This is a genomic window from Actinophytocola sediminis (assembly GCF_054779715.1).
In genome coordinates this window covers 95246-120823 of record NZ_BAAGXS010000098.1, presented here as the reverse complement: position 1 = coordinate 120823, position 25578 = coordinate 95246, and the positions used below count along the sequence as shown (strand labels likewise).

At 72.1% G+C, this 25578-nt stretch carries 24 protein-coding genes; 6 read left to right on the top strand and 18 right to left on the bottom strand.

Annotation, left to right across the window (positions count from 1 at the left end; genetic code table 11):
• Positions 1 to 3: 3 nt before the first annotated feature.
• Positions 4 to 2076, top strand: a complete 2073-nt coding sequence (locus tag ACYVIP_RS42070; protein WP_460406716.1) for an MMPL family transporter — start codon at positions 4 to 6, stop codon at positions 2074 to 2076.
• Here the strand turns inward: ACYVIP_RS42070 and ACYVIP_RS42065 are convergent.
• Positions 2008 to 2391 (bottom strand): winged helix-turn-helix transcriptional regulator, encoded by a 384-nt coding sequence (locus tag ACYVIP_RS42065; protein ID WP_460406700.1) that lies wholly within the window; start codon positions 2389 to 2391, stop codon positions 2008 to 2010. The genes ACYVIP_RS42070 and ACYVIP_RS42065 overlap by 69 nt on opposite strands.
• 47 nt (positions 2392 to 2438) lie before the next feature.
• Between ACYVIP_RS42065 and ACYVIP_RS42060 the strand changes: the two genes are divergently transcribed.
• Together ACYVIP_RS42060 and ACYVIP_RS42055 are read left to right on the top strand one after the other, a co-directional pair.
• On the top strand, positions 2439 to 3215 hold the full coding sequence (locus ACYVIP_RS42060) for an SDR family NAD(P)-dependent oxidoreductase (protein ID WP_460406699.1): 777 nt from the start codon (positions 2439 to 2441) through the stop codon (positions 3213 to 3215).
• A 238-nt stretch (positions 3216 to 3453) separates the two neighbouring features.
• Positions 3454 to 6867 (top strand): BTAD domain-containing putative transcriptional regulator, encoded by a 3414-nt coding sequence (locus ACYVIP_RS42055; RefSeq protein ID WP_460406698.1) that lies wholly within the window; start codon positions 3454 to 3456, stop codon positions 6865 to 6867.
• Positions 6868 to 6877: 10 nt separating this feature from the next.
• Here the strand turns inward: ACYVIP_RS42055 and ACYVIP_RS42050 are convergent, their stop codons facing one another.
• The 10 genes from ACYVIP_RS42050 to ACYVIP_RS42005 form a co-directional block, all read right to left on the bottom strand.
• Positions 6878 to 7504: a helix-turn-helix transcriptional regulator gene (locus tag ACYVIP_RS42050; protein ID WP_460406697.1), complete on the bottom strand. Its 627-nt coding sequence runs from the start codon at positions 7502 to 7504 to the stop codon at positions 6878 to 6880.
• 81 nt (positions 7505 to 7585) lie between these two features.
• Positions 7586 to 8503 (bottom strand): NADase-type glycan-binding domain-containing protein, encoded by a 918-nt coding sequence (locus ACYVIP_RS42045; RefSeq protein ID WP_460406696.1) that lies wholly within the window; start codon positions 8501 to 8503, stop codon positions 7586 to 7588.
• Entirely contained in the window at positions 8500 to 9036 is a 537-nt protein-coding gene (locus ACYVIP_RS42040; protein WP_460406695.1) for a phage tail protein, read from the bottom strand. Before ACYVIP_RS42040 ends, ACYVIP_RS42045 begins: the two co-directional genes overlap by 4 nt.
• Positions 9036 to 10964: a putative baseplate assembly protein gene (locus ACYVIP_RS42035; RefSeq protein WP_460406694.1), complete on the bottom strand. Its 1929-nt coding sequence runs from the start codon at positions 10962 to 10964 to the stop codon at positions 9036 to 9038. Before ACYVIP_RS42035 ends, ACYVIP_RS42040 begins: the two co-directional genes overlap by 1 nt.
• Entirely contained in the window at positions 10964 to 11377 is a 414-nt protein-coding gene (locus ACYVIP_RS42030) for a GPW/gp25 family protein (RefSeq protein WP_460406693.1), read from the bottom strand. Before ACYVIP_RS42030 ends, ACYVIP_RS42035 begins: the two co-directional genes overlap by 1 nt.
• Positions 11374 to 11688, bottom strand: coding sequence for a PAAR domain-containing protein (locus ACYVIP_RS42025; protein ID WP_460406692.1), 315 nt, complete (start codon positions 11686 to 11688; stop codon positions 11374 to 11376). The genes ACYVIP_RS42030 and ACYVIP_RS42025 overlap by 4 nt, the downstream gene beginning before the upstream one ends.
• A gap of 14 nt (positions 11689 to 11702) precedes the next feature.
• Complete coding sequence (locus ACYVIP_RS42020; RefSeq protein WP_460406691.1) at positions 11703 to 13385, bottom strand: VgrG-related protein; 1683 nt, start codon at positions 13383 to 13385, stop codon at positions 11703 to 11705.
• Positions 13382 to 14104, bottom strand: coding sequence for a CIS tube protein (locus ACYVIP_RS42015; RefSeq protein WP_460406690.1), 723 nt, complete (start codon positions 14102 to 14104; stop codon positions 13382 to 13384). Before ACYVIP_RS42015 ends, ACYVIP_RS42020 begins: the two co-directional genes overlap by 4 nt.
• A gap of 25 nt (positions 14105 to 14129) precedes the next feature.
• On the bottom strand, positions 14130 to 14555 hold the full coding sequence (locus ACYVIP_RS42010; protein ID WP_460406689.1) for a phage tail protein: 426 nt from the start codon (positions 14553 to 14555) through the stop codon (positions 14130 to 14132).
• 25 nt (positions 14556 to 14580) lie between these two features.
• Complete coding sequence (locus ACYVIP_RS42005) at positions 14581 to 14904, bottom strand: hypothetical protein (RefSeq protein WP_460406688.1); 324 nt, start codon at positions 14902 to 14904, stop codon at positions 14581 to 14583.
• 94 nt (positions 14905 to 14998) lie between these two features.
• Here ACYVIP_RS42005 and ACYVIP_RS42000 point away from each other — a divergent pair, with 94 nt between their 5' ends.
• From ACYVIP_RS42000 to ACYVIP_RS41990, 3 genes are all read left to right on the top strand, one after another.
• Positions 14999 to 15637, top strand: coding sequence for a hypothetical protein (locus tag ACYVIP_RS42000; protein ID WP_460406687.1), 639 nt, complete (start codon positions 14999 to 15001; stop codon positions 15635 to 15637).
• 42 nt (positions 15638 to 15679) lie between these two features.
• Entirely contained in the window at positions 15680 to 15874 is a 195-nt protein-coding gene (locus ACYVIP_RS41995; RefSeq protein WP_460406686.1) for a hypothetical protein, read from the top strand.
• Between the two features lie 405 nt (positions 15875 to 16279).
• A complete protein-coding gene (locus ACYVIP_RS41990) occupies positions 16280 to 16678 on the top strand; it encodes a hypothetical protein (RefSeq protein WP_460406685.1) in 399 nt (132 codons plus the stop codon).
• Positions 16679 to 17104: 426 nt separating this feature from the next.
• Here the strand turns inward: ACYVIP_RS41990 and ACYVIP_RS41985 are convergent, their stop codons facing one another.
• From ACYVIP_RS41985 to ACYVIP_RS41955, 7 genes are all read right to left on the bottom strand, one after another.
• Complete coding sequence (locus ACYVIP_RS41985; RefSeq protein WP_460406684.1) at positions 17105 to 17263, bottom strand: DUF6760 family protein; 159 nt, start codon at positions 17261 to 17263, stop codon at positions 17105 to 17107.
• Positions 17260 to 17709, bottom strand: coding sequence for a hypothetical protein (locus ACYVIP_RS41980; RefSeq protein WP_460406683.1), 450 nt, complete (start codon positions 17707 to 17709; stop codon positions 17260 to 17262). Before ACYVIP_RS41980 ends, ACYVIP_RS41985 begins: the two co-directional genes overlap by 4 nt.
• Positions 17706 to 18146, bottom strand: coding sequence for a phage tail protein (locus ACYVIP_RS41975; RefSeq protein ID WP_460406682.1), 441 nt, complete (start codon positions 18144 to 18146; stop codon positions 17706 to 17708). Before ACYVIP_RS41975 ends, ACYVIP_RS41980 begins: the two co-directional genes overlap by 4 nt.
• A 23-nt stretch (positions 18147 to 18169) precedes the next feature.
• Positions 18170 to 19681 carry a phage tail sheath family protein gene (locus ACYVIP_RS41970; protein WP_460406681.1) on the bottom strand — a complete coding sequence of 504 codons (1512 nt, stop codon included), beginning with the start codon at positions 19679 to 19681 and terminating at the stop codon, positions 18170 to 18172.
• Between the two features lie 124 nt (positions 19682 to 19805).
• The gene (locus tag ACYVIP_RS41965) at positions 19806 to 21818 is read right to left on the bottom strand and encodes an ATP-binding protein (protein ID WP_460406680.1); all 2013 of its coding nucleotides are present in this window, start codon (positions 21816 to 21818) and stop codon (positions 19806 to 19808) included.
• Positions 21815 to 22498, bottom strand: a complete 684-nt coding sequence (locus ACYVIP_RS41960; RefSeq protein ID WP_460406679.1) for a Pvc16 family protein — start codon at positions 22496 to 22498, stop codon at positions 21815 to 21817. The genes ACYVIP_RS41965 and ACYVIP_RS41960 overlap by 4 nt, the downstream gene beginning before the upstream one ends.
• A 13-nt stretch (positions 22499 to 22511) precedes the next feature.
• Positions 22512 to 25556: a hypothetical protein gene (locus tag ACYVIP_RS41955; RefSeq protein WP_460406678.1), complete on the bottom strand. Its 3045-nt coding sequence runs from the start codon at positions 25554 to 25556 to the stop codon at positions 22512 to 22514.
• Positions 25557 to 25578: the final 22 nt, after the last annotated feature.

The window sequence follows — 25578 nt, the reverse complement described above, 5'->3', positions numbered from 1 at the left end:
TCGATGCGCAAGGTCCGGTGGCTTGTCCCCACCCTCATCATGATCGGCTGGCTGGTCGTCGGCGCCGTCGGCGGCCCCTACACGGGCAAGCTCAGCCAGGTCGCCAAGAACGACGAGACCACCTTCCTGCCCGCCTCCGCCGAGGCCACCGAGGTGTCCCGGCTGCGGCGGCAGTTCGCCGACAGCGACCTGATCCCGGCGATCGTCGTCGCGGAGCGGCCGGGCGGGGTCACCCAGGACGATCACCGGTTCCTCGACGGCGTGCGCGGCCAGGCCGGCGGGCTGGCCGAGGTGAGTGGACCATCGCCGGTCATCCCGTCGGCCGACGACCAGGCGCTGCGGCTCGTCGTGCCGATCGCGGCCGGCGGCGAACCGGGCGACGTCGTCGAGGAGCTGCGCGGCCTGCTCGAACAGGACCGGCCAGACGGTCTCACGGTGTATGTCACCGGGCCCGCCGCGCGGGCCGCCGATCTGACCGAGTCCTTCCGGGGCATCGACGGCCTGCTGCTGCTCATCGCGGGCGCCGTGGTGGTGGTGATCCTCGTGGTCGTCTACCGCAGCCCGCTGCTGCCCTTCGTGGTGCTCGTCTCGGCCGTGTTCGCCCTCAGCCTGGCCGCGCTGGCGGTGTACCTGCTCGCCGACAGCGGCGCGGTCGCGCTCAGCGGACACAGCCAGGGCATCCTGTTCATCCTCGTGTTCGGCGCCGCCACCGACTACGCGCTGCTGCTGGTCTCCCGGTTCCGCGAGGAGCTGCGCGCCACCGCCGAGGCCCACCAGGCCATGCGACGCGCCTGGCGCGCGACCGTCGAGCCCATCGCGGCCTCCGCCGGCACGGTCATCCTCGGCGTGCTGTGCCTGCTGTTCAGCGACCTCAACTCCAACAAGGGACTCGGGCCGGTCGCCGCCATCGGCATCGCCGCCGCGCTGCTGGCGTCCATGACCTTCCTGCCCTCGGTGCTCCTCCTGCTCGGCCGCTCGGCGTTCTGGCCGTTCCGCCCCGCCGCCGGCACCGCGCACCCCGAGTCGACCGGGGTGTGGAGCCGGGTGGCCGCGCTCGTGGACCGCAGGCCGCGCGCGGTCTGGGTGGTCACCATGCTCGTACTCGTCGCGGGTGCGGCGTTCATGCCCCAGCTCAAGGCGAGCGGCACCGCGCAGTCCGACGTGTTCCTGGCCGACGTGGACTCGGTGACCGGCCAGCAGGTGCTCTCCCGGCACTTCCCCGACGGGACCGGCACACCGACCATGGTGATCGCCAACGCCGGCACCACGGCCGCCGTGCTCGACGCCGCCAGGGTCCCCGGGGTCTCGACCGTCGCGTCCACGGCGACCGCGAACGGGCTGGTACTGATCGAGGCCGTGCTCGACGCACCAGCCGACTCCGCGACCGCGGTGTCCACTGTGGAGCGAATCCGGGCTTCGGTGCACGCCGTCGCCGGCGCCGACGCCAAGGTCGGTGGCGCCACCGCGGTCATGCTGGACACCCAGCGGACGTCCGAACGCGACCGCGCGGTGATCATCCCGATCGTGCTCGCGGTCGTCTTCGCCGTGCTCGCCCTGCTGCTGCGGGCACTGCTCGCGCCGCTGCTGCTCATCGCCACGGTGGTGCTGTCCTTCGCGGCCACCATGGGCGTGTCCGCGCTGGTGTTCAACCACGTCCTCGGCTTCCCCGGCGCCGACCCCGCGGTCCCGCTGTTCGGGTTCGTGTTCCTCGTCGCGCTCGGGGTCGACTACAACATCTTCCTGATGACCCGGGTACGGGAGGAGGCGCGCGAGCACGGAACGCGCGCGGGCACCCGGCGCGGCCTGGCACTCACCGGCGGCGTGATCACCTCCGCGGGCGTCGTGCTCGCCGCCACGTTCTCCGCGCTCGCGGTGCTGCCGATCCTCTTCCTCGCCCAGCTCGCGTTCATCGTCGCGTTCGGCGTGCTGCTCGACACGCTCGTCGTGCGCTCACTGCTGGTCCCCGCGCTCACCGTGGACATCGGCAGCCGGGTGTGGTGGCCGTCCTCACTGACGCAGCTCGCCGGCGTTGGCCAGCGCCCAGTCGGCCAGCGCGGAGACCGGCACCAGCAGTGACCGTCCCAGCGGCGTGAGGTCGTACTCGACGCTCGGCGGGACGGTCGGGTGCACGGTGCGGGTGACCAGGTGATCGCGCTCCAGCGTGCGCAGGGTCCTGGTGAGCATGCGCTGGCTGATGCCCTCGATCGCGCGGTGCAGCTCGTTGTACCGGTGTGCCCGGCCGCCGAGCAGGATGATGACCAGCATGCTCCAGCGGTCGCCGAGGCGCCGGAACACGTCGCTGACCGGGCAGGCGTCCAACTCGGCGACCGGCACCGGACGCGGCAGGTCGTGCGCGAGCACCGAGGGCACATCCGTGTGCGTAGCGGACATCGAACTGCCTTCTTTCGCCGTCGTGGCTGGCCTTTCATGATGGTGCCATGACAACGAAGATCGTGATCGTCGCCGGCGGGACCACCGGCATGGGCCGGGCGACCGCGCTGGCCCGCGCGGCCCGGGGCGATCAGGTGACCGTGATCGGCCGATCCCGCCGGGACCTGCCGGACTCGGTGACGTTCCTGCCGGCGGACCTCTCGTCGGTCGCCGAGGTCGAGCGGGTGGCCGCCGAGATCGCGCGCCGGCATGACCGGGTGGATGCCATGACCCTGTTCGCGAACCGCCCGGTGCCCCGGCGCACCGAGACCGCCGACGGCTTCGAACACACCTTCGCGCTGTACTACCTGAGCCGCTACCTGCTCGGCATTCGCCTTGCCCCGCTCATGGACACCAGCTCGGTGATCGTCAACGTGGCCGGCGTCGGGAACACCGCCGGCGAGATCAACTGGCCGGACCCGCAGCTGCGGGACCGCTACAGCGTGGTCCGCGCACAGCTGCAGGCCGGTCGCGCCAACGACCTGCTCGGCGTCGCCCACGACGGCAGGGCCAGATACGTGCTGTACCACCCGGGATTCACCCGCAGCGGCCTGGACACCTACCCGAACCCGGTCATCCGCGGCCTGCTGCGGACGCTCGGCCGGTTGTTCGCCCGTCCGGTCGAGAAGTCGGTCGCCCCGATCCTGGACTGGATCGAGCACCCGCCGGCCGCGGCGCTGACCGCGGTCGACCGCGGCCGGCCGGTCGAGAAGTCGCTGAAGACGCTCGACCCCGACGCGGCCAGCCGCCTCATGGCCTACACCGAGAAACTGCTCGCCGGGTGACCCGGCGCTGATTGTCCACTCGAGACGACGTCGACACCCGCTTTCCCCGAATTCACCCGTCTGGCTCTCGTTTCCGAAAATTTACGAGTACCTGGCGTGGTTGCCGGACGGGGTCTGGACACCGTTCGCAGTAGCATCCGCGTCCGTGCCGGCAGCGACCCGGCGAATGCTGTGGCAGTTCGGCCTTCGTCCGTAGCATCGACATTGTGCGCACGATCAAACCGGTGTGGCCCCGGGCATGACGACAGAGCTCCGAGTCGAATTGCTCGGCCAGGTACGGGCGTGGTCGGCCGGCACTGAGATGGCGCTCGGGTCGGCCAGACCGCGCGCCGTGTTCACCATGCTGGTGCTGCGGCAGAACGCGGTGGTCTCCCGGACCGAGCTGATCGACGGGGTGTGGGGAGACGACCCGCCGGCGACCGCGGCCGGGAGCCTGCACACCTACATCTCGACGCTGCGCAAGTCGCTGGAACCGGGACGAGCACGCGGGGTGGCCCCACGGCTGTTGACCTCCGTCGGCGCCGGCTACCGGTTGCAGGTCAGGCCGGAGCGGGTGGACGTGGTCGAGTTCACCCGGTTGCGAGTCGCCGCGCAGCGCCAGCTCGCCGAGGGCCACGCGCTCGGCGCGATGCGCACGCTCGACGAGGCACTCGCCCTGTGGCACGGGGAGGCGCTGTCCGGTGTGTACGGCCCGTTCGCGGCGACCGAGCGGGCCCGGCTCGGCGAACTGCGGGTCGCCACGGTGGAACTGTGGGCGGAGGCGGGGCTGGCCGCCGGCCGGCACGCGGACCTGGTCGCCGAGCTCGCCACCCTGGTGCACGACCATCCGCTGCGCGAACGGCCGCGTGAGCTGCTGATGCTGGCCCTGCACCGGTGCGGGCGCACCGCCGAGGCGCTGGCGACCTACCGCGAGGCCAGGGAGACGCTGGTCGACGAGCTGGGCATCGAGCCGAGTCCGCCGCTGCGCCGGCTGCACGACCAGATCCTCGCCGACGATCCCGCACTGCGGCCATCGGTCCGATCGGCGGCGGAGTCCGGCACCGTGCGGGCCGGGCCGGCGCTGGTCGGCCGCGCCGCCGAGCTGGCGGTGATCGACGACCTCGTGCACGAGGTCACCGGCACCGGCCGAGGCCGGTGCCTGTGGATCGAGGGCGAGCTGGGCATCGGCAAGTCGTCGCTGGTCGCGGCCGCCCTCGCGCGAGCGGCGCAGGCCGGGTGCCAACTCGCGCACGCGGCGGCCGACGAGCTTGGCCAACGGTTTCCGCTGCGCCTGGCACTGGACTGCCTGGACGTGGCGACCGACTCACCGGACCGGCGCCGGGCGGCGATCGCGGCGACGATGCACGACGACCGCTCCGGGCAGCCGATCGTCACCAACGCGGCGCTGGGCACCGCCGCGATCGACCAGGTGGTCGGCCTGGTGAAGACGTTGTGCGCGGACGGTCCGCTCGTGCTGGCGCTGGACGACCTGCACTGGTCCGACGAGGCCAGCATGCTGGTGTGGCACCGGCTCGCCAGGGAGACCGCCCGCCGCCCGCTGCTGCTGATCGGCGCGACCCGGCCGGCACCGCACCGCACCGACCTCGAGCGGCTTCGCCGGGACGTGGCCACCGGCGACGGCGTCGCGCTCAACCTCACCCCGCTCACCGAGCCGAACGTCGCGACGTTGGTCAACGCCCTCGTCGGTGCCCCGCCCGGCCCCCGGCTGCGCGGGGTCACCGCCCGCGCGAGCGGAAACCCCCTGTACGTCAGGGAGATCACCGACGCGCTGATGCGCGACCGGGCGGTGGCGGTGGGCACCGACACCGCCGAGGTCGCACCGGAGTGGCTCGAACGGGCGCCGGGGTCGCTGGCGTCCGCAGTCACCGGCAGGCTCGGCTACCTGTCGAACACCACGCTCGAGGTGCTGCGCTCGGCGGCGTTGCTCGGCGCCGAGTTCGCCGTCGGCGACCTGTCGCTCGTGCTCGGCAAGCCGGTCTCGGAGCTGGTGCGGTCCTTCGACGAGGCCATCGCGACCAACGTGCTGCGCGACGCGGGAACGCGGCTCGTGTTCCGCCACCCGGTGATCCGGCAGGCACTGTACGAGGGGATGGCGGTGGCGGTCAGGAACGCGCTCCACCACCAGGTCGCCCAGGCACTCGCGCAGGCAGGCGCACCGTTCGACCAGGTCGCCAGCCAACTGCTCGCGGCCGACGACCAGTGCCGGCCCTGGGTCGCCGACTGGCTCACCACGGCCACCCCGGTGCTGACCTTTCGCGCCCCGCTGGTCGCGGTCGAGCTGCTGCGCCGGGTCCTGCGGTCCCCCGCCTGCGATCACGGGTCACGGGTGACGCTGCGCGCGCTGCTCGCCGGCGCGCTGTTCCGGATCAGCCGGGACGCCGAGGCCGAGGAGCACGCGCGCGCGGTGCTGCCGCAGCTGAGCGACCCCAACCTGATCGCGAAGATCCGGTGGATCCTCGCGTACGTGCCCTACCGGGCCTCCCGCGCGCCCGAGGCGCTGCTCGCCTGCCGGGACGCGCTCAACGACCCGGCCGTGCCGGACATGTGGCGTGCGCGGTTGACCTCGTTGCTCGCGCTGATCCAACGGGCCGGCATGGGCGAGCTGGAGATCGCCGCGGACACCGCGCGCAGGGCCATCGAGCTGGGTGAGCGGGCAGGCGACCGGTTCGCCGTCGCCCAGGCGCTGGAGATCCTCTGGCAGGTCGACGCGATCCGGCGCGACTACCTCAGCGCGGTGGGGTGGCTGGACGAGGCGATGGCCGTCGTCGGCACGGACCTGCACCTGACCGACCTTCGCCTGCTGCTGCTGGACAACCGGATGTTCACCCTGCAGTGCCTCGACCGCCTCGACGAGGCGACCGCCGACCTGGAGCTCGCGTTCCAGATCGCCGGCGACAGCCACCCGTCGGCCGGGATGCAGATCGCGGGCGCGGTCCACGACTTCTGGCTCGGCCGCTGGGACAGCGCGTTGGGCAGGATCGAGGCGGTGCTCGGCGATCCGCGGTTCACCGGGTTCGGCCTGCGCGAGGGCGGCGGCCCCGGACTGTTGATGTACGGGGTGGCGGCGCTCATCTCGGCGCATCGCGACGACTCGGCCGCGCTCGAGCGCTACCTCGACGGCGGCCTGAACCTGCCGATGGCCACCGAGGCAGACCGGGAGAACTGCGACTTCCTGGTGGCCGCGCAGTCGATCGCGCAGTGGCGTCAGGGAAACCCGAGGGAGGCGGTCACCGTTCTCGGTGCGATCCTGGACTCCAGGTACGCGCTGATGATGCTGCGCCACCAGTGGTTGCCCGATCTCGTCCGGATGGCACTGGAACTCGGCGACGAGGTGACCGCGCGGGCGGCGGTGAAGGCCTGTGAGGTCGAGGCCGCGCAGGAGGTCACGCCGGCGCGGGCGGCCGTCGCGGCCACGCGGTGTCGCTGTCTGCTCGACGGCGATCCCGACGGGCTGGTGGCGGTCATCGACCACTACGCGGCGGTGGGCAGGAGCTACGAGCTGGCCCAGACCTGTGAGGACCACGCCGTGCTGCTCCACCGTGCCGGCCGCGAACACGCGGCCGGTGCCGCGCTCGCGCGGGCGGTCGGGCACTACCGCGCGCTGGGCGCGGACTGGGACATCCGGCGCGCGCACGAACGCATGCGGTCCTGACCTCCGCCGCTCAGATCATCCCCTTCCGCAGGGCGTAGGCGACCGCGTGCGGCCGGTTGCGCAGGCCGAGCCTGCCGGTGAGGCCGTAGAAGACGTTCTTGATGGCGCGTTCGGAGTAGGACAGCATGCTGGCGATCTCTGCGGTGTCCAACCCGTCGGCCATCAGGCGCAGCACGTCGAGCTCCCTGGCGGTCAACCGGCCGCTCTCGCTGGCCGGCGCCGCCAGCTCCCGGCGCAGCTGCCGCACGTGCTCGAGCAGCTCAGCGACCAGGGTCGGCGGCAGCACCCCGCCACCGGCCGCGGCGGCGAGCACGCTGCGCAGTACCCGGTCGCCGGTCACCGTCGCCCGAGGAAGCACCGCCACGATCCGGCATTCCGCGACGGTGAGCGCGTCCGCCTGACCGAACTCGTCCAACACCAACACGACCGGGACCGGGGCCTCCTTGGCCGCGGCGCACAGGCAGGACACCACCTCGGGGGTCAGCTCGCCGATCGCCCCCACCACGACGTCGGCGCTCGCCCGTTCCTCCGGCGGTACCAGCGTGATCTCAGCGCGGTTGCCGAGATAGCTGAGCAGACCGGCCATGCTGAGATCGTCCCCCGCGTGCACGGCGACCCGAACGTGCTGCTCCACCATCGCCCTCCCCATGATTACTTACGCCCAATCATGAGTCTGCGCTTGGCATCTTCACGGATACTTCACGACGGATAAAGAGGGTCACGGCCGCCGGAAGAACTCGACCTCGCCCAGTGCGACGTGTCTGCCAGGCGACAGCCCCGCGACCCCGCGCACCACCAGCCGGATCCGCACCACGTCACTGATCCCGGTGTCGGTGGTCTGCGGTCCCGGCTCGTCGGCGAGGGTGATCGGCACCGTGTGCGTCGCGCCGTCCTCGGTGCTGACCACCATGTCCAGTGTGGACGGTCGGGCCTGGGCGGCGAAACCATCCTCCTCGGCCGACGCGCCCGTGTGCACGACCACCGACAGCAGCCGGAACGGGGCGGCGAAGGTGAAGTCGATCGACTGTCCCGTGCCCGTGGTGCCCCAGTAGTGGTTGGTCAGCGTGTCCACCGCGCCACTCGGCGGGTGGCCGGGGACCGACGCGCTCGCCGTCGCCTGCTCCACGGCCACCGGCGCCGGGGTGGCGAGCCGGTCGCGCAGGTCCTCCCACAACGCGGTGGCCTGCGGGAAGAACAGGATCGCGGCGACCACGAGCGCGGCCACCACCAGCAACGCCACCAGCCTGCGCAGCCACCGGGAGCGGTCGCCCCGCCAGCGCCACCGCCGTCGGCGCCTGACCGCGACCGGCTGTTGCTCCGGGTTCAGCGGGGTGGCGCAGGAGCGGCAGAACCGCCGGTCCGGCGGGTTCGCGGTGCCGCACGTCGGGCAGGCCGGGCCCTGGACGGTCACCCCGCCGGGGGCGGTCGGCAGGGGGCGGCGGGCCTCCGGCCTGCCGGGCAGGACCGGGCCGAGCTGCTCGGGCGCCGGGACGTGCTCGGGCGCGGCCACCGGCTCACCGGCGGTGCCGTCGGGGCCGGTCGCGGGTTTCGCACCCCAGCCGAGGTAGTTGCCGCAGTTGCCGCAGAAGTCGTCGGTGTCGCCGACCTGCGCGCCGCACTGTGGACAGGTGTTCATCGGCCAGCCTCCGGCAGAATCTCGACCACACAGGTGATGTGCACCGGGCACACCGAGGCCACCACCGCCTCGACCCGCTCCCGGTCGACCGGGCCGCGCACCCGCACCACCACCCGGTCGGCCGGCGTGGCCGGCAGGGCGGTGTCCGGGGTCGCCGACCAGCGCGCGCCGCCACCGTCCACGACCTCGGCCGCCACCCCCAGCGACAGCTCCACCCGCGCCACCAGGCCGAGGGCGGTACCCCGCAGCCGATGCAGCGCGACGGCCCGGCGGACCACCGCCCGGCGCAGTGACAGCGGCCACGCCGGGTCCAGCTCGGCCGACACCCAGGACGCCAGCCAGTCGAGGAAGTCCGCGGGCGCGAGGCCGGGGTCCAGGTAGGCGGGCAGATTGTCCATAGTGGACAGCAGGGCGGACAGCACGGCGTCCAGCCCGGTGGTGAACCGCAGGGCGAAGTCGTCGGCGGCGTACATCGCGGGCAGCATCGCGCCGAGTGGGTACCTGCTCGGCAGCTCCGGCAACGCGCCCCGCATCACGCACCCACCGAAACCAGGTGCTGGTGGGAGAACACCAGCGCGTTGGCCGCGATCTCCAGCCGTTCCACCGGCGCGCCCCGCTCGCCGGTGAGCGGGTTCGCCGGGAACATCCGGACCTCGGCGACCAGCGACACAGCCGCGATCCGTTGCAGCACGGCGAAGATCTCGCCGAACTGCACCGGCCTGCCGAATTCCCAACCCGTGCCGGCCGGACCGCCGCGCAGCGGGTTGAGGTACCGGTACAGCGCGTCCAGCGCGTCGTCGCGGACCCGGACCGCCTGCGGCTCCGGCGCCACGAGCCGCGCGACCACGGTGATCCCCTGGTAGCGCGGGGGTTCCACGACCAGGCGGGTGCCGAGCAGCCGGCGCCCGTCCAGCTCCCCGGCGACGGTGGCGAGCACATCCTCGGCGGGCACCAACTGCTCGAACCGCAGCCGCTCGCCGGCATCGGCCACGGCGTCCGGCACGACCAGCACCCGGGCACCGCCCTCGGTCGGCAGGCAACGCACCCTGGCCAGCGACGGCACCGCCCGCCGGGCGATCAGCTCGTAGTCGGCAGCGGTGACCGCCCGCTCCTGCACCCGTAACTGGTTGGGTACGCGCACCTTCGCCTCGGCCACCGTCTCCGCGTCCACTCCCCCGGTCGCGGCCTCCCGGTTCACCACCTCCGCCACGTAGGGCACCGAGCTGTGCAGCACCGAGATCGCGCCCCTGGCCACGTTGCCCGCCCGGCCGCCGCCGGTGCGGTAGCGCGGCAACCGGATGGCCGCGCCCTTCGGCGGCACCGCCCCGTAGCGGCGCAGCGTCCCGTCCGCGTCGCGCACCGCGGGCGGGAACCACAGCTCGCCGCCGTTCGCGTCGAGCACGACGTGCCGGTCGGCCGGCCCGGAGGCGCCGAAGTCCGGCACGACGGCCCAGGTCTGCCAACCGTCCATCGAGGACACTTCGACGACCACCGGCTCACCGTCGAGCAGGATCGGGGCAGTGGGCAGGGTGAACCGCTGGCCGGGCACCCCGGCGGACTCGCCGACCGGGACGTCGGTCTCGGCCCGCGCGTGCTCGACGGTCGTGGTGCCGCCGACGGTGAACGCCTCGGCCTCCCGCACGGTCGGCGACTCGGAGTAGAACGGTTGGCCGGCAACGGGTTCGGTCACCCGGCAGCGCAGCCAGCCGGCGCGGTGGCCGGCGATCGCCGACGCGGTGTGCCCGGCCGGCACGTGCAGCACCACCTCACCTGGCCGGTTCAGCCCGCCGGTGGTGTCCCGTTCGGTGTCACAGCCAAGCCACTCCTGCCCGTCCCAGGCCTCCCAGACCAGCGGCGGCTGTCGCGGATCGACGCCGACGCCCTCGACCTGGCTGTCGAGCCGCAGCACCACCACACACCGCGGCACGGCCGTGGACAGGCCGAACAGCGTGGCGTCACCGGGCACCGGAGCCGGTTGGAAGGCGGGCACGTCCCTGCCCTCGGCCAGGTCCCTGGTGCGGTCGACATGGTCCCCGCCCGCGGTCCTGGTCACCAGCCAGGACAGCGAGCACGGCACGATCGACAGCGGGTCGGCGGTCGCGAACACCACCGGCTCGGCGTTCTCCGCGGACTCGGTGGCGACCTCGGTCCCGACCGGGACCCCCACGGTCTCCCGCTGTGGCGCGGAAAGCAGGAAGGTGACCGCCGTCCTGGCCGCGGCTGGCGGGAACAGCCGCACGCCCAGCAGGTCGAGGAAGGCGAGATAGTTCTTCTCCGGCACCCGGTTGAGCCGGTAGACCAGCTGGTCGACCATGTGCGCGAAGGTCTCGATCAGCGTCACCCCAGGATCGGACACGTTGTGGTCCGTCCACTCCGGACAGCTCTGCTGGACGTAGCGTTTGGCCTCGTCCACCAGCTGCTGGAACCGCCGGTCGTCCAGGTTGGGTGCGGGCAGGGCCATCAGCTCGCCTCTGCTTCCTCAGATGGGATGGTGTAGAAGGGAAAGACCAGGTTGCGCTGGTCGTTGGTCGACCGGATGGTGTACTGCACCTCGATGTAGAGGCAGCCGGTCTCGACCGAGTCGAACGCCACCACCACGTCGGTGGTCTCGATCCTCGGCTCCCAACGGTCGAGCGCGGCCCGCACCTCGCGGGCGATGTCCCCCGCGGTGGCCTCGTCGGCCGAGGCGAAGACCAGTTCGTGGATGCCGCAGCCGAACTCCGGGCGCATCGGCCGCTCGCCGGGCGCGGTGCCCAGCACGAGCCGGATGGCCTCCTGGATCTCCCGCTCGCGCGACACCATGCCGATGCCACCGGTCGGCCCGACACCAAGAGGGAAACCCCACCCACGCCCGATGAAGTCGGCTGAGCTCACAGTGGGCCTCCGATCAGGACGGTCTTCGCGCCGAGCACGATGGTGGCCGAGCAGACGGTGCGGTCGCGGACGGTGGCCGCGGGCACCCCGGCGACGAACACGCCGTGCGGCGGGCCTTGCCGTGGCAGGACCAGGTTGGTCGGCCCCAGCAGTGGGTCCGGTGGCTTGACGCACACGTGGACGCTGCCGACGACCGCGGCGGGCAGGCCCTCGATCAGCACGGTCGCCACCCGGACCGCGAGCGGGGGCGGCGGTGGCCCGAGGGTGCCGCCGTGGGATGTCTTGTCACCCAGCCGAGCTGCGGGGGGCATGTGCGGTTCTCCTGTCAGTTGAGCCGGATCATCGAGCCCTTGATCCGCACCACGCCGGTCGTGGCGTCGATGGTGATGCCGGTGCGGTCGAGGGTGATCGAGCTGGTCACCCGGCGGCCACCAAGGCCGTACACGTTGAGCTGGAGGCTGTTGGCCCGCTCGTCGAGCAACACCTCGAGCTGGTTGTCACCGGAGGCGAGGCGGACACCCGACTTGCGCGTGCCGTCGAGCAGCTCCAGCCGGTTTCCCTTGCGGGACACCAGCGACCGGCGGTTGACCCGGCCACTGGTTCGGTCGACCAGCGGCAGGTCGTGCAGGGACGGCCGATCGATTCCGTTGTAGAGCCCGCCGAGGACGTAGGGGCGGTCCACACTGCCCTGCTCGAACCCGACCAGGACCTCGTCGTTGACCTCGGGGCAGAACACCCCGCCACCGCCCGCCCCGCCGAGCTGCACGGTGCGCACCCAGTCGGTGACGTAGGTGTCGTCCAGCCATGGGAACTTGAGCCGGACCCAGCCGCGCTCGCCGCCGATCTCCTTGATGTCGGTGACGACCCCGGTCGCGAGACCGGGCATGCGCAGCTCGTTGACCGGAGCCGTCAGCCCGGCGAGCGAACGGTCGTGGGACGCGCTGACGATGACGGTCGTGCGGTAGCCGCCGTCCGGGTCCAGCACGTGGGTCACCGCCGTCGCCGTGTAGCGGCCGGTGAACGCGGGGCCGGCGTTGCCAAGCGCGATGGGCACACCGGCACGCAGCTTCGGGTTCCCCTCGACGACCGCCTCCAGCTCGCCGTAGCCTGCGCCGACCGACTCGACGAGCGCGTCGGCCGCCGCGTCCACTTCGGCCTGGGTGGCGTAGGGCGTGCCGGTCATCAGCATCCGGGTCTTCGCGGCGATCGCCGCGCCGGCAGTGCTCACCGACACTCCCGGGGTCACGGTCTTGCTCGTGATGTTCTTGCGGACCGCGACCAGTTTCTTCTTCTTGGCGACGTCCCAGGCCCGTACCTCGACGCCGCCGGCGAGCTCGGCGCTGCTCAGCGCGGCCCGCAGGGCGAGCAGGTTCGCGCCGAACTCCAGTACGTGCGGGTTGGTCCTGGCCGGAGCGGTCGGTGCGGGCGCGCCGGACGCCGGCTTGAGCTTGACGAAGTCCAGCCGGTTCCGATCGTCCACACTGACCACGGCGCCGTGCTCGCGGGCGAGCAGCTGCAGGAAGTCCCAGTCGGACACTCCGGGCTGGCTGAGGTGCTGGTAGGTGATCGACGAGGTCTCGATCCGGCCCGGGGTCAGCCCGGCGTTCCTGGCGACCTGGCGGACGATGTTGGCGGCGGTCATCTTGGTGAACGCCTTCACCCGGCGGCCGCGGAACAGCCGGTGCGCCTTGCTCATCGCGCGGATCACCGTGTGGGCGCCGGTGCCGTCCACGTCCATCTCCAGTGCGGTGACCTCGCCGAGGAAGAGCCGTTCCGGGGCCTGGGTACGCGTCGCGGCCACGGACACCGTGAGCTTGCTGCCGATGGTGATGCCGGTCTTGGCGAGCAGCTCACGGTCGCCGTCCTCGTAGACCAGGGTGGCGGTGTCGGGCAGGTCGACGTTCTCGTCCACGACGCAGCTGCGCAGTTTCTCGATCCACGGTGCGCGGCCGAGACCGGGGCCCTCGACGACGGCGCTGGCGGCGAAGGACCGCACGCTACTGGTCATCGAACTTCCTCCAGGGGTCTGGTCTCCGTGGCCGGCACGAGGAGCTCGGTGCCGGGGACGAGCGTCATGGGGTCGTCGATGTCGTTGGCCTCGGCGATGACCCGCCAGGCCGAGGCGTCGCCGTACTCGCGCCAGGCCAGCTGCGGCAGGCTGTCGCCGGCCACCACGCGATGGGTCCGGCGGGCCTCGCGGGTGCCGGAAGTCGGGTTCTGGCCGGGGATGTCGACGCCGGCCTCCTCAATGGACAGTGAGCAGGTCGCGCGCAGCGGTTTGCCGTCGACGTCGAACAGCGCGTACTCGACCGACAGGCTGGACAGCACGCCGTCGAACGAGACCGAGCGCGCGGTGCCCCACTCGAACCGGACCCACGGGCTGGCCGGCTTCTTCCTGCCGATGCTCTTCTTCGTCGGCACGCAGGCGGTCAGCAGGCTTTCGACCCGTTGCTCGACGGAGTTGTCGTGGGTGGCGGTGGCGTCGAGGAACACGTCGACCGACAGCTCGCGCGGGCCGCTGCCCACGAACTCGGGCAGGGAGGCCTCACTCGCCATGCGCGCGGGGCTGCGCCGCCACTCGGTGTTCTTGGACAGGGAGAGCGTGCTGGGGTTGAACTGGAACTGGACCGTGGCCAGCTTCGCGCCCGGTTTGGCGCCGACCGAGGCGGGCGGTTCCATGATCACCAGTCGGGCCTTGACCAGACTCTTGCCGGATTTCCTTGCCACTGTGGGGTTCCTCCCGTGGTGGGGGTCAGGAGGCCTGGAGCCCCTCGTGGGCGAACTCCAGCGTCTCCACGGCGACCTGCGACTGGCTCGGGTCGAAGGTGGGGCCCTGCCAGCGGATCGGGATGATGCCGAGCACCTGCCACTGGACGATCGTCTTCAGGTCCGGGGTGAGGGCGACGATCTCGCCGTCCTTGCGTTCGGCCTGTTGGATCACCTCGTTGAACCAGGTGAGGACCTTGCTGGAGTCGGCGGTGACCGGGCGTGTCATGGTGATGTTCGACCAGGTGATCCGGGAGGGGAGCTGCCAGGTGAACTCGTTGTTCCCGCCCTCGCTGTACTGCTCGACCTCGAGCTGCGCGCCGAGGCCGTCGCAGGTGTGGAACGCGCCGAGATTGTTGCCCGCGATGGACAGTTGGAAGAAGACACTGCTCGCGAAGACGGTGTCGGCCATCGGTTTCTCCTCGGGTGGGTGCGGGTCAGCGGCGCCGGTCGTGTAGCCGGCCGGTGCGTTCCCGGCCGTGGCGCAGTTCGGCCCGCAACAGCCGGCCGACGGGTTCGAGGAGCCTGCGGGCGAGGTCGTCGAGGTCCTTGTCCTGGTCTGCGGCGGGCTGGACGGCGCGCCGCTGTATGGACGGGGTCCTGGCCGGAGCGCTCGGTAGGGCGGGTGCGGTGGGTGGGCGCGGGTCCGCGCTCGGTGGCGTGGTGGCCGGCGGCGCGGCTCGGACCGGTGTCTGTGGGGAGGTGACCGTGGTGTCCTGGCGCGGTTGAACAGTGCGCGGGGTCGCCTCGGCGCGCTGCACGGGTCTCGTGGACGTTGTCAGTTGACGGACGCCGAGGAGCGGGACGAGCGCTGGTTTTCCGGTCCCCCGGCTCGAACCGGGCGTGGTGTCCACAGTGGTGCGTCGCGCGGCCGGCGCCTCCTCGATCGCCCGCCGCACCGGATCGCCGGTCGTCGACCCGGATCCCGGAGTGGCCCGATGGTGGCCGGCCGGCGCGGACGTCCCGCCGGGGGCGACAACCGGCATCGCAGGAGAGGCCGGCGACGAGGTGCCGTGCCGACCCGAAGCGCTGATCGTCGACACGCCGGCACCCGCCGGCGAAGGGGCGGGGGTGGCGCGGGTGTCATCCGCTGCTCTCGCGACCGGCACCACCGAGGACCTCGCCGGCGCCGGGCCGACCTTGCCACCCGCTGGCACCAGCGGGGATCGCGATGGCAGTGTGCCGGGTTCGCCATCCAGCACCCGCTGGATCGGAGCAACCGAAGGCGTGCCACTTCCGCCACCCATGTCCCCCGCGACCGGCATCACCGGGGGTGCCGATGGCAGAGTGCCACCCGCCACCCTCGCGGCCGGCGTCACCGACGACCGCGATGTGCCACGCGCACCGCCCACCGAACGCGCGACCGTCACTACCGGCGACATCGACGGCGAGCCATTGTCATCACCCAGCACACTCGCGACCGGCGCTACTGACGACCGCAACGGCGATGTGCCGGCGTTGCCGCTCATCTTCCGCGCGACCGGCGTCATCTGAGTTTTCCCCGGCATCATCCCACTGTTGCCACCCATCGAACCCGTGGCCGACGCCACCGGAGACGGCGACGGCGACGGCGACGGCGACGTTCCACCTTCGCCACCCACCACAGCCGCGACCGGCATCACCGGCGGGCGCGACGGCGATGTACCACCGTTGCCATCCACCGCACCCGTGGCCGGCACCACCGACGACCGTGATGGAGATGCGCTGTTCTTGCCAGCTGTCGCGCGCTGAACAGGCTTCACCACAGGGGTCGACGACACAGTGCCTGTCGTTTGGCCCGCTGCTGGGGAAGTCGGCACAACAGCGGCCGGCGATGGCGATGCGCCAGCTCTGCCGGCCGGTTCCCCTGCGACCGGAGTTGTCGCCGGCAAGGTGCCGTTGGTGCCTCCTGTTGCGGCGGTGACTGGCATCCGCGGCATCGCCGACGACTGCGCTGGCATATCGCCACGTGTGCCAGTCATGGACCGCTGGATCGGGGTTTTCGCGGGTGTCGATGGCACAATGCCTGCTGTGCGGGTCGACGCCCCGGTAGTGACTGATGTTGGCGATGTGGCGGGGGGTCGCGTCGGCGCCTTGCCACTGTCGCCATCCGGCACGCTCGCGATCCGCTGAACCGGTGACGGCGATGTGCCACCCATGTTCTCCGCTACTGGCTTCGCCGGCCGCGGCGTGGAAGCGCCCTGCCCTCCCACGCCGACCACCGGCGCGATCGGCGAAGACGACGAGGTACCGCTCGTGCCGGCCATGGCCCGCGCGACGGGCGTCGGCGACGGCACCGCGGCAGTCCGACCATCGGCGGCTCGTGACCGCCGCTCCGGCCCGGCAGGCGATCCGGCCGGCCTCGCCGTGGGCGGGATCGCCGGAACCGGGGCACCCAGGCCACCAGCCTCCCTGCGCCGCACCACCGGACCGGGACCAGGCCGGGCCGACGGCGCCTCGGCCGTCGGCGGCATCCTCGTGAGCGGCTCCCCGAGCACACCGGAGGCCCGCTCACCCGAACGCGTCGGTGGCACCGTCGCCTCATGCCTTGGGTGAGGCCGCGCCTGCGGCAGCCGCCGCACCGGGCTGACCGCCACTCGCGCCACGGTCAGCGCCGGCCCCAACGGCCGCACGGGCACCGGCGCCCTGGCCGGCTCGGCCGGCTCGGCCGGCACGGCCGACATGGGCGGGGGTGGCGCCGCCATCACCATCGGCGCGTCGCCAGAGTACGACGTGACCAGCCCGTGCAGCACACCCGCCGGCGCATCGGGACTGACCAGATGCCCCAGCCCGGTACCGAACCGGTGATCCCGCCAGGACGCCAACTCCGACCTGAACCGCACACCGTCGCCGATCGCGACGTCTCGCTGGATCACCCCGCCTGGCGCGGGCACTGCACGCCAGCCACCGTCCCAGAGCGGACGCGCGACCGCCGGCTCAGCCCACCGCCGACCGCGCCATCTGTCCAAAAAGGACATCAGGTCACCGCCCCTCGTTCGCCTTCGTGTTGATGCGTGCGATCTCCCTGACCCACTGCTGGCGCTCGTGGTGCTCCAGGTCCAGGATCTCCGCGCGTGGCCAGTGGAAGTGATAGGCCACGTACGCGACCTCCTCGAGCAGCCGGTCGGCCGCGTACGTCATGATTCCCCCAGGCGCCCACCCGCGAGGTCGACCTCGAACGCGGTACCGCAGGACGGGCAGGACACCCCGGCCCTGGTGTGCCCCTCGCTGTTGACCCGCCGGTAGAAGTCCTGCAGGAACGCGATGTCGGTGGCGTACATCTGTTCAACCACCCCGACATGCACATCGCCGACCGTGCCGAGCTCGGTGATCACCTGGCTGAGCAACACCACGCTCAGGTAGCCGGGATTCTCCTTCACCCGCAGGTCGATCTGCGGGCGCAGCTCATCCCGTGCGGTCGCCAACCGCATCTTCCCGTGCCGGTGCACCACACCGTCGCCGTCCACATACCCCCTCGGCAGCTCGAAGTCGAACTCCGTCCTCGGCGGGTCCACTGTGGTCACTCGCTTCGGCTGCTGGCCGACCAGCTCGTCCAACGCGTCCAGGCCTATCGTTCTGCGCCTCATTCGACCTTGATCTCCTCGAACGTCAGTGTCACCTTCTCGGTCGCGGCGCTGGACTCACCGGCCTTGAGCGTCGGGCCCTCCCACTTGCTTGCCCACGCGTTCATCAGCTGCATCCGCCGCACCGAGTTACCCTCGGTGTCCTTGATCTCGATGGTGATGTTCTGCCTGGCCGAGTTCACCGCGCCCTTCTCCAGGGTCTCGGTGAGCCACTTGGTGAACTCAGAACTCTGGTCGAGCCCCCGGGTCAGCGTGACCTCGCCGCCCTTCTGCGCGCCGGGTTGCTTGCGCAGTATGGGTTTCCCGGTTGGCGTGACCTGGAAGACCTCGACCACGTCCTCCTCGACGGTCAGCCCGCTGACCTCCTGGAGGGACTCGACCATGAAACCGCCGAGCTGGACGCCGAAGACATGGGTGGCAAGAGCGTCGCCTTCTGCCATGGAATTCGCCTTTCGTTCGCTGCCTACTCACTGACGAGACTGGTGCTGTCGGAGAACTGCGCCAGCCGGAACACCACGAACTCGGCCGGTTTGACCGGCGCGACACCGATCTCGCACACCACCTGACCGAGGTCGATGGACTCCTGCGGGTTGTTCTCCTCGTCGCACTTGACGTAGAACGCGTCGGCCGCCGTCCGGCCGAACAACGCGCCCTGCCGCCACTGCTCGGTGAGGAACGCGGAGATGTTGCGCCGAATGCTCGACCACAGGCGATCGTCATTGGGCTCGAAGACCACCCACTGGGTGCCGATGAGAATCGACTCCTCCAGGAAGTTGAACAGCCTGCGCACGTTGAGGTACCGCCAGGCCGGGTCGGAGGACAGCGTTCGAGCGCCCCAGATCCGGATGCCCCGACCGGGGAACGCGCGCACACAGTTGACCCCGATGGGGTTGAGCAGGTCCTGCTCGCTCTTGCTCAGCAGGTACTCCAGGCTGACCGCGCCGCGGATCACCTCGTTGGCCGGTGCTTTGTGGACACCGCGCTCGATGTCGTTGCGCGCCCACACCCCGGCGACGTGCCCGGACGGCGGTACCATCGTGTTGCGCCCACCGAGCGGGTCGAACACCGAGATCCACGGGTAGTACAGCGCCGCGAACCGCGAGTCGTAGCCCGCCTCGTCCATCCGCCAGGAACGCACCCGCTGCGCGGACAGCCCCGGTGGGGTGTCCAGGACCGCGACCCGGTCGCCCAGCTGTTCGCAGTGCGAGATCATGGCCAACTGCACGGTCTTGACACCCTCGAGGTCGATCAGGCCGCGCTGGAAGGCACTCATCAGGTCCGGTGCGGCCACCATGGTGATCTCGTCGATGCTCTCCAGGCCACCGAAACCGGTCCGCGCCTCGGGATCACCGAGATACTCGCTGGCGTCGACCCTGGCCGGGCTGGTGGCGTCCCCGGCCGGCAGGTTCACCGACTGCTTGTCCGGCCGGGCGAGCGCGCCACTGGACTGCTCGCTGACCTCGATCAGCTTGGACTGCGCGGAAACCTGGGTGACGACATAGTTCTTGACGTTCTTGCGGGTCGACACGTCGAACGTCTCGGCGACCTTGCCGCCCTGCCGGACCACCAACCGGAAACGGTCGTCCGGCGGGTTCTCGCCCTCGGCGTCGGCGACCTCGACGGTCACGTCCGCGCCGGCTCCTGGCAGCGTGGCGACCCGCAGCCCGCCGATCCGCACCGGCGGGCCCGACACCGGGGTGGCGTCCTGCGAGGTACCGCCGACGCGCACGATGTAGGCCGCACCGCCACCGTTGGCGAAGTAGCCGTACACCGCGTGCGGCAGGTAGGCGTCGTCGACGAAACCGCCGAACTGCCGCACGTACTGGTTCCAGTTGGCCACCAGGGTCGGCTGGTGGAACGGCCCCAGTTCGGCGAAGCCGACGAAGGCGGCCACCGCGGTGCCAACCCCCTCGATCGGTCGCGCCCCGGACTGGACCTCCTCCACGTACACCCCTGGGGACAGGTACTGCGGCATGTTCGCTCCTTCGCAAGGTTCGCTCTGGCTAGGACAAGCCTCGCCCGAAACGGGTGGGTGGCGACAGGACCGCCGTACCCGGAGTGCGGGCAACCCGGTTGCCCTTATGGCCCGCCGGCGGTGCTCAACTTCCCGCCCAAGCGCCGAACTCGCTCGTGAGCACCAGCCTGCCGAGCTTGCGGTACTCCTGGCGCACCGACGCGACCACGTCGGCCATGGACAGTGGCCGGTCGGCCGCCGCCGCCTGGTAGGCCGCGGTCACCGCACACGCCCGGATCGACCCGCCGGCCAGTTCGAAGCGCTCCGCGCAGAACGCGAGGTCGAGATCATCCCCCCGCGGCATCGCCGTGCCGAGGCAGCGGTCCCACAGGGCACGGCGTTGCGCCACATCGGGCATCGGGAACTCCGCGATGACGTCGATCCGCCTGATGAACGCCTCGTCGACGTTGGCCCGCAGGTTGGTGGTGAGCACCGCGATGCCGTCGAAGGACTCCATGCGCTGCAACAGGTACGCCGACTCGACGTTGGCGTACCGGTCGCGGGCGTCCTTGACCTCGGAGCGCTTGCCGAACACCGCGTCGGCCTCGTCGAACAGCAGGACCCCGTGCACCCCGGCCGCCTCGGTGAAGATCCGCTCCAGGTTCTTCTCCGTCTCGCCGACGTACTTGTCGACCACTGTGGACAGATCGACCACGTACAGGTCCATGCCGATCTCGGCGGCGACCACCTCCGCGGACATCGTCTTGCCGGTGCCCGACTCGCCGGCGAACAACGCGACCACGCCGCGCCCCCGCCCGCCGCCGGGGCGCATCCGCCACTCCCCCAGCACCCGTTCCCGGTGGCGCGCACGGGTGACCACCTCGGTGAGCTGCTTTCGGGTCGCGTCGGTCAGCACCAGGTCGTCCCGACCGACAGCCGGGACGATCCGGCGGGCGAGGCGGTCCAGCCCGGCGCCGTTCTGCGCCCGCACCCCGGCACGCACGTGGCCGAGGGCGACCTGGCGGTTCTCGAGCACGGCGAGCCGCGCGGCGACGGCGACCGCACGGTCCACTTCGGACACGCCCAACCGGTAGCCGGCCAGGTCGGCCACCAGTTCCGGCGAGGGTGGCCGGCCGGTGACCTCGCGCAGCGCGTGTTCCCATCGCGCGGCCCGCCGATCGGGGTCCAGCGGTGGCACGGGGATCGACACCGCCGATGTCCACTTCGGATCCCAGTGCCCGCGGCCGTGCATGATCAGCGGCAGGCCGCCAGCCTCGGTGACGAGTTGCCTGATCAACCGCACCTTCGCGGGCAGCAACGGTTCCAGCGGGCCCAGCACGATCCCGGCGCCCCGTAACCGCGCCTCGCGCACCAGCGACGCCACCGGTGGCTCGTCGCGGTCGGCCAGCGTCACGGTGTCGATCGCGACCGCGCCGTGACCGGCCGAGGCCAGCGCGGCCACCGCGGTCCGCCCGGCGTCGCCGTCGGGGTCGTGCAGGTGCAGCGGACCGACGCCGGCACGCAGCGCGTCCCCGATCCGGCGCGGCAGTTCCTCCTGGGTGGCAACGGCCGTTGGCACGACGGCCGCCAACTCGGTCACCGCCGGATCGGGCGTGTCGTCCCCGAGCAGATGGGCGACGACCCGGTCGGGCACGCGCAACACCCTGGACAGCGCGGGCAGCCGGGGCTCCTGGACCTCGAGCAGGCCGGCGGCCACCAGCGGTGCGGTGGCCGCGAAGCGGAACCGGCCGGCACCGGCCGCCGGCTGCCCGCACAGCTCCAGCGCGAGGCCGACGGTCGCGCGGCGGCGGGTGAGGTCGTCGTTGAGGTAGCCGTAGAGCCATTCGAAGCGGACGTCGACGTCGGGCGCCATCGCGACCAGCAGGAACTCCACGTCCAGCTGGTCAAGGCCGAACCGCTCGACCAGTTCGTGCAGCCGGGAGCCCGGCTCGAGGTCGTCCGGGTCGGCGAAGTCGTGTCGCCGGGCGGGGGCCGACAGCACCCGCTCCGCCGCCTCGGGGGTGAGGTAGAGGCCCCGGTACGGGTCGTCGGGGTCCGGGTCGGTGTCCAGCCGTGCGGCCACCGCCTGCCGGACCCGTTGCTCGACCGCGCCGAGGTGCTGCCACAGGTGGGTGAGGTCGTGCTCGGCGAGCGTCATCGGATCGGCTCACCCCGGCGGCGTCTGGCGCCTGGGCGCGGTCGTGGCCGCGCCATGGCGAACCCCTCGCCCTCGGCCGTCTGCCGGCCCTCGTACCGCAGCCTGCGCGACTCGTCGGTCGTCGACCGCAGCACCATGCCCTCGGTCACCGGCGGTCCGGCCGGGGTCCATTCGCCGGCCAGCGGTGCGATGATCGTGAGCTGGAGGGCGGGTTTGAGCTCACCGCCCAGCGCGGACCAGACGTCGGTGGCCGCGCCGCTCTCCGACATCGGGCCGGCCACGCGCAGTCCGATCGAGAGCCCCAACTCGGCGAGCGTGCCGGTGAGCCATCGCGGTTCCAGCCGCTCGCTGCCCACCAGGCAACTCAGTGCCTGGGACAGCAGCCGGTGCTCGTCCTGCGGCCGGTTGGTCCACGCGGTGACCAAATAGGACAGTTGAAACCAGCGGGCGACACCGCGCCGGCCGCGCAGCACGCCGTCCTCGCCGAACACCTCGACCGCGCCGGTCTTGCGCCTGCTCAGGTCCTCCCGGATGTCGTAGAGGAACACGCTGACCGTCGGCGCGTTGCGCCGCGACGCCCACCCCGTTGTTGGCGCGTCGAACGCCAGCTCGCCCTGGTCGCCGGGCACGCCGCCCTCGGCGAGCAGCCGGCGGATTCCCTCGTCCACCTCGTCGATCACCGCCTACCTCCCCTCATCGGCGCCCGACCATGTCCGGTGGCGCGACCGAGCCCGGTACGACCAGGAACGGTGTGCGCGCGGCGGAGAAGCCGGTGCCGGTCGCGGTGATCACGCGTTGCCCGGTCTGGTCCTTGGCCAGGATCAGCAGTTGGGCGGCGAACCCGCCGTCGGCGCGGGGAATGGTCGGCACGGCCGCCGCGGTGATGCCGGGCGACCAGGTCAGCCGGACCGGAGTGCCGGGCGGGAAGTCCAGGCCGCGCACCGAGGTGACGAAGCCGGGCTCACCGATGTCCGGCACGGCCACGATTCTCGGCCGCAGTACGCGCATGGGCGTGCTCGCCAGGTTGTCGGCGGGGTCGGCGTCGGTGCCCGTGGTCAGCAACCGGCCGCGCACGGTGGTGCGCAGTGGCGCGTTCGGCGCGAGCAGGACCGTGACCACCTGGGTCGCCCCCGGCGGCAGGTCGGGCACCGCGCACCCGGAGGCCGAGCAGCCAGGCGGCACGGCGACCACCGGCACGGACGCGGGCAGTTCGAAGGCCAGCCGCAGCCCGGTGGCCAGGGCGCCGCCACGGTTGACCACGGTGTAGCGCACCGTCGCTCGACCGCCCACATAGGACGGATTGGGGAGCACGACGACGGCGACCCCTGGCCCGGCGTCGGGCGCCGGCGGCGCGGGTGGCGAGGGTGGCGCGGGCGGTGGCGGTGGTGCCGGCGGCTCCCGTACGGGGATCTCGGTCTCCGCCGTGTTGTCGCTCGGCCGCACGTCCAGCACCTGCCCGGCCACCGACCAGGTCACCGCCGGCCGGCCGGGCACCAGGCCGACCAGGTCCACCGAGACCTCGACGGTCTCCCCGGGGGCCAGCACCCCGAGGTCACAGCGCAGCTCGGCCACGACACAGCTCCCGCGCGCCGGCCGCAGCGCGTCCAGCCCGACGCCGTCGGGCACCGCGACGGTCAGCACCCCGTCCGTGCTGCCCGGACCACGGTTGCCGACCTCGACGGGCACCGTCACCGGGCTCCCGATGTCCACAGTGGACACATCGGGTGGCGCGGTCACCGTCAGGTCCGCGGACGGCTGCCAGGTGGGCTCCTTCTGCCGGCCGGGCAGGCCGGTGGCGATCCGGTCGAGCTGGCCGGTGACGGGGTCCAGCACGGCCAGCTCCTCCGGCGAGGCGGCCGCCTGCTCCCGGCGGGTGGACACCACCAGCCGGGCGTCGTCCGGCGAGAACGCCGCGTCCCGGGGCTGGAACGGACCGGCCGGCGCGGTCACCGGGGCCGCGCAGGTACTCGGCGTGGCCGGCAGCAGCACCGCACACTGGCTGTCGGCAAGGGAAACCTCGAGCAGGCCGTCCTGCTCCCGGTTGAACACCAGACGCTCGCCCGCGTTGCTGAACCCCGAGCTGTCGTCGGTCACCTCGCAGTCGAACCCGCAGACCTCGCTGGAGATGTCCCGCTGCTGGTCCAGCGTGCCGGCCCGCGCGGTCCACACGTGGTTGTCGCGGATCTCCCCGTCCGGCCCGTCGGTGATCAGCCCTCGGGTGAACGACAGGGTGGCCCCGTCCGGCGACCACGCCGGCTGGGTGTCCTCCCGGTCGGCGACCTCCGGCGGCGGAAGCAACTGTCCCACCACCGCGCCGGTCGCCACCTCGACAACCACCACCCGGCTCGGTCCGCCAGCCGGGCGCACGCCGCCGGGCGAGCGCCGGGCGAAGGCCACGAACCTGCCGTCCGGCGACCACGCCGGGTCGAACTCCCAGTCCGTCGCGGCCCGGTCGGCCACCGGCAGCCGGCGAGGGTTGCCGCCGTCCGCGTCCACGAGCCAGATCCGCTGCGCCCGCACGCCGTCGACGTCCTCGAACCGGCTCAGCACCAGTTGGCGGCCGTCCGGGGAGTAGCTCTGGCGCTGGAACCAGGGGTCGAAGCCGGGGTTCGGGCGGAACAGCAGGTTCGGGTCGTCGACGGCCGCCGGGTCCTCCCGCAGCACCGCCAGCCCGAGGTCGCGCGGGTCCGCGCCGTCTGGCCGGATGTCCTGCAGCGTGGCCGTGTTCCTGGTCTGCGCGGTGGTGCGGGACACCAGCAGCCGATCCGGCCCGGCCAGCCACGCCGGCGAGGACACCAACCGGTCCTCGGCCAGCAGCAGACTGGGCGGCGTGGTCACCGGCAGTCCGGCGGCGGTGTCGAGTTGGTACACCTTCTCGACGTTCGGGTCGGCCGGGCAGTCACACACCTGGTCGATGCTCAGGAACAGCAGACCGGTCCCATCCGGTTTCCAGACAGGCCAATGACTTCCCCAGCCGGCCTGGTCGCCGCCAAGGATCGGCTGCCGGTCACCCGTGCCCCCGGTCACCCAGACCTGGACGGGTGTCTCGCCACCCTGGTCGACGGTGTAGGCGATGCGGCCGTCGACCGGGTTCCAGGATGGCTGCCCGGCGGTCCCGGTTGGCTCGTCGGTCACCTGGACCGGGTCACCGCCGGCCACCGGCCTGCGGTAAATCTCACCGTCCTGGTCGTCGGCGTAGGCGATCTCGGTGCCGTCGGGCGAGAACGCCGGCCAGGTCTCGTTGTTCGGGGTGTCGGTGAGCCTGCGCGGCCCGGTCCCGTCGACGCCGACCAGCCACAGGTCGCGTTGGCCGTCCTCGGCGGAGTCGAAGACCACCGACCGCAGGTCCGGCGACAGCTGCGGATGGCCGGCGTCGCGGTCGGCGGTGAGCCTGCGCACCGACCCGTCCTCGGCGCGCAGGTAGACCTGCGGCAGGCGGCTGTCCCGCAGGCTGGTGAACACCACCAGGTTTCCCCGTGCCGACACGTGGTCGTCGAAATGCGCCGTCCCGTTCCCGAGCAGTGGCTCGGTCGGCCGAAGCTGGTCGGGGACCGGCTCGGTCAGCACCCCGACACTGCGGTGGCCGGTGCCCGCGAAGGCGATCCGGCCGGCGGCCTCCTCCTCCGGTTGGGCGACCGCGGACGGCGCGGTGGCGCCGGGCACCACCAGGAGCACACCGCACCACGCCACGCCGGCGGCGAGTACGGCGAGGAATCGGGTTCTCGCCCTGCTGAACACGCTCACACCTCCGGTCACAGAC

What these genes read in the sequence shown, in the direction of transcription:
- ACYVIP_RS42070 (WP_460406716.1), top strand. Translation starts at nt 4, where the DNA reads ATGCGCAAGGTCCGGTGGCTTGTCCCCACCCTCATCATGATCGGCTGG.
- ACYVIP_RS42065 (WP_460406700.1), bottom strand. Translation starts at nt 2,391, where the DNA reads ATGTCCGCTACGCACACGGATGTGCCCTCGGTGCTCGCGCACGACCTG.
- ACYVIP_RS42060 (WP_460406699.1), top strand. Translation starts at nt 2,439, where the DNA reads ATGACAACGAAGATCGTGATCGTCGCCGGCGGGACCACCGGCATGGGC.
- ACYVIP_RS42055 (WP_460406698.1), top strand. Translation starts at nt 3,454, where the DNA reads ATGACGACAGAGCTCCGAGTCGAATTGCTCGGCCAGGTACGGGCGTGG.
- ACYVIP_RS42050 (WP_460406697.1), bottom strand. Translation starts at nt 7,504, where the DNA reads ATGGTGGAGCAGCACGTTCGGGTCGCCGTGCACGCGGGGGACGATCTC.
- ACYVIP_RS42045 (WP_460406696.1), bottom strand. Translation starts at nt 8,503, where the DNA reads ATGAACACCTGTCCACAGTGCGGCGCGCAGGTCGGCGACACCGACGAC.
- ACYVIP_RS42040 (WP_460406695.1), bottom strand. Translation starts at nt 9,036, where the DNA reads ATGCGGGGCGCGTTGCCGGAGCTGCCGAGCAGGTACCCACTCGGCGCG.
- ACYVIP_RS42035 (WP_460406694.1), bottom strand. Translation starts at nt 10,964, where the DNA reads ATGGCCCTGCCCGCACCCAACCTGGACGACCGGCGGTTCCAGCAGCTG.
- ACYVIP_RS42025 (WP_460406692.1), bottom strand. Translation starts at nt 11,688, where the DNA reads ATGCCCCCCGCAGCTCGGCTGGGTGACAAGACATCCCACGGCGGCACC.
- ACYVIP_RS42020 (WP_460406691.1), bottom strand. Translation starts at nt 13,385, where the DNA reads ATGACCAGTAGCGTGCGGTCCTTCGCCGCCAGCGCCGTCGTCGAGGGC.
- ACYVIP_RS42010 (WP_460406689.1), bottom strand. Translation starts at nt 14,555, where the DNA reads ATGGCCGACACCGTCTTCGCGAGCAGTGTCTTCTTCCAACTGTCCATC.
- ACYVIP_RS41990 (WP_460406685.1), top strand. Translation starts at nt 16,280, where the DNA reads ATGTTCTCCGCTACTGGCTTCGCCGGCCGCGGCGTGGAAGCGCCCTGC.
- ACYVIP_RS41985 (WP_460406684.1), bottom strand. Translation starts at nt 17,263, where the DNA reads ATGACGTACGCGGCCGACCGGCTGCTCGAGGAGGTCGCGTACGTGGCC.
- ACYVIP_RS41980 (WP_460406683.1), bottom strand. Translation starts at nt 17,709, where the DNA reads ATGAGGCGCAGAACGATAGGCCTGGACGCGTTGGACGAGCTGGTCGGC.
- ACYVIP_RS41975 (WP_460406682.1), bottom strand. Translation starts at nt 18,146, where the DNA reads ATGGCAGAAGGCGACGCTCTTGCCACCCATGTCTTCGGCGTCCAGCTC.
- ACYVIP_RS41970 (WP_460406681.1), bottom strand. Translation starts at nt 19,681, where the DNA reads ATGCCGCAGTACCTGTCCCCAGGGGTGTACGTGGAGGAGGTCCAGTCC.
- ACYVIP_RS41965 (WP_460406680.1), bottom strand. Translation starts at nt 21,818, where the DNA reads ATGACGCTCGCCGAGCACGACCTCACCCACCTGTGGCAGCACCTCGGC.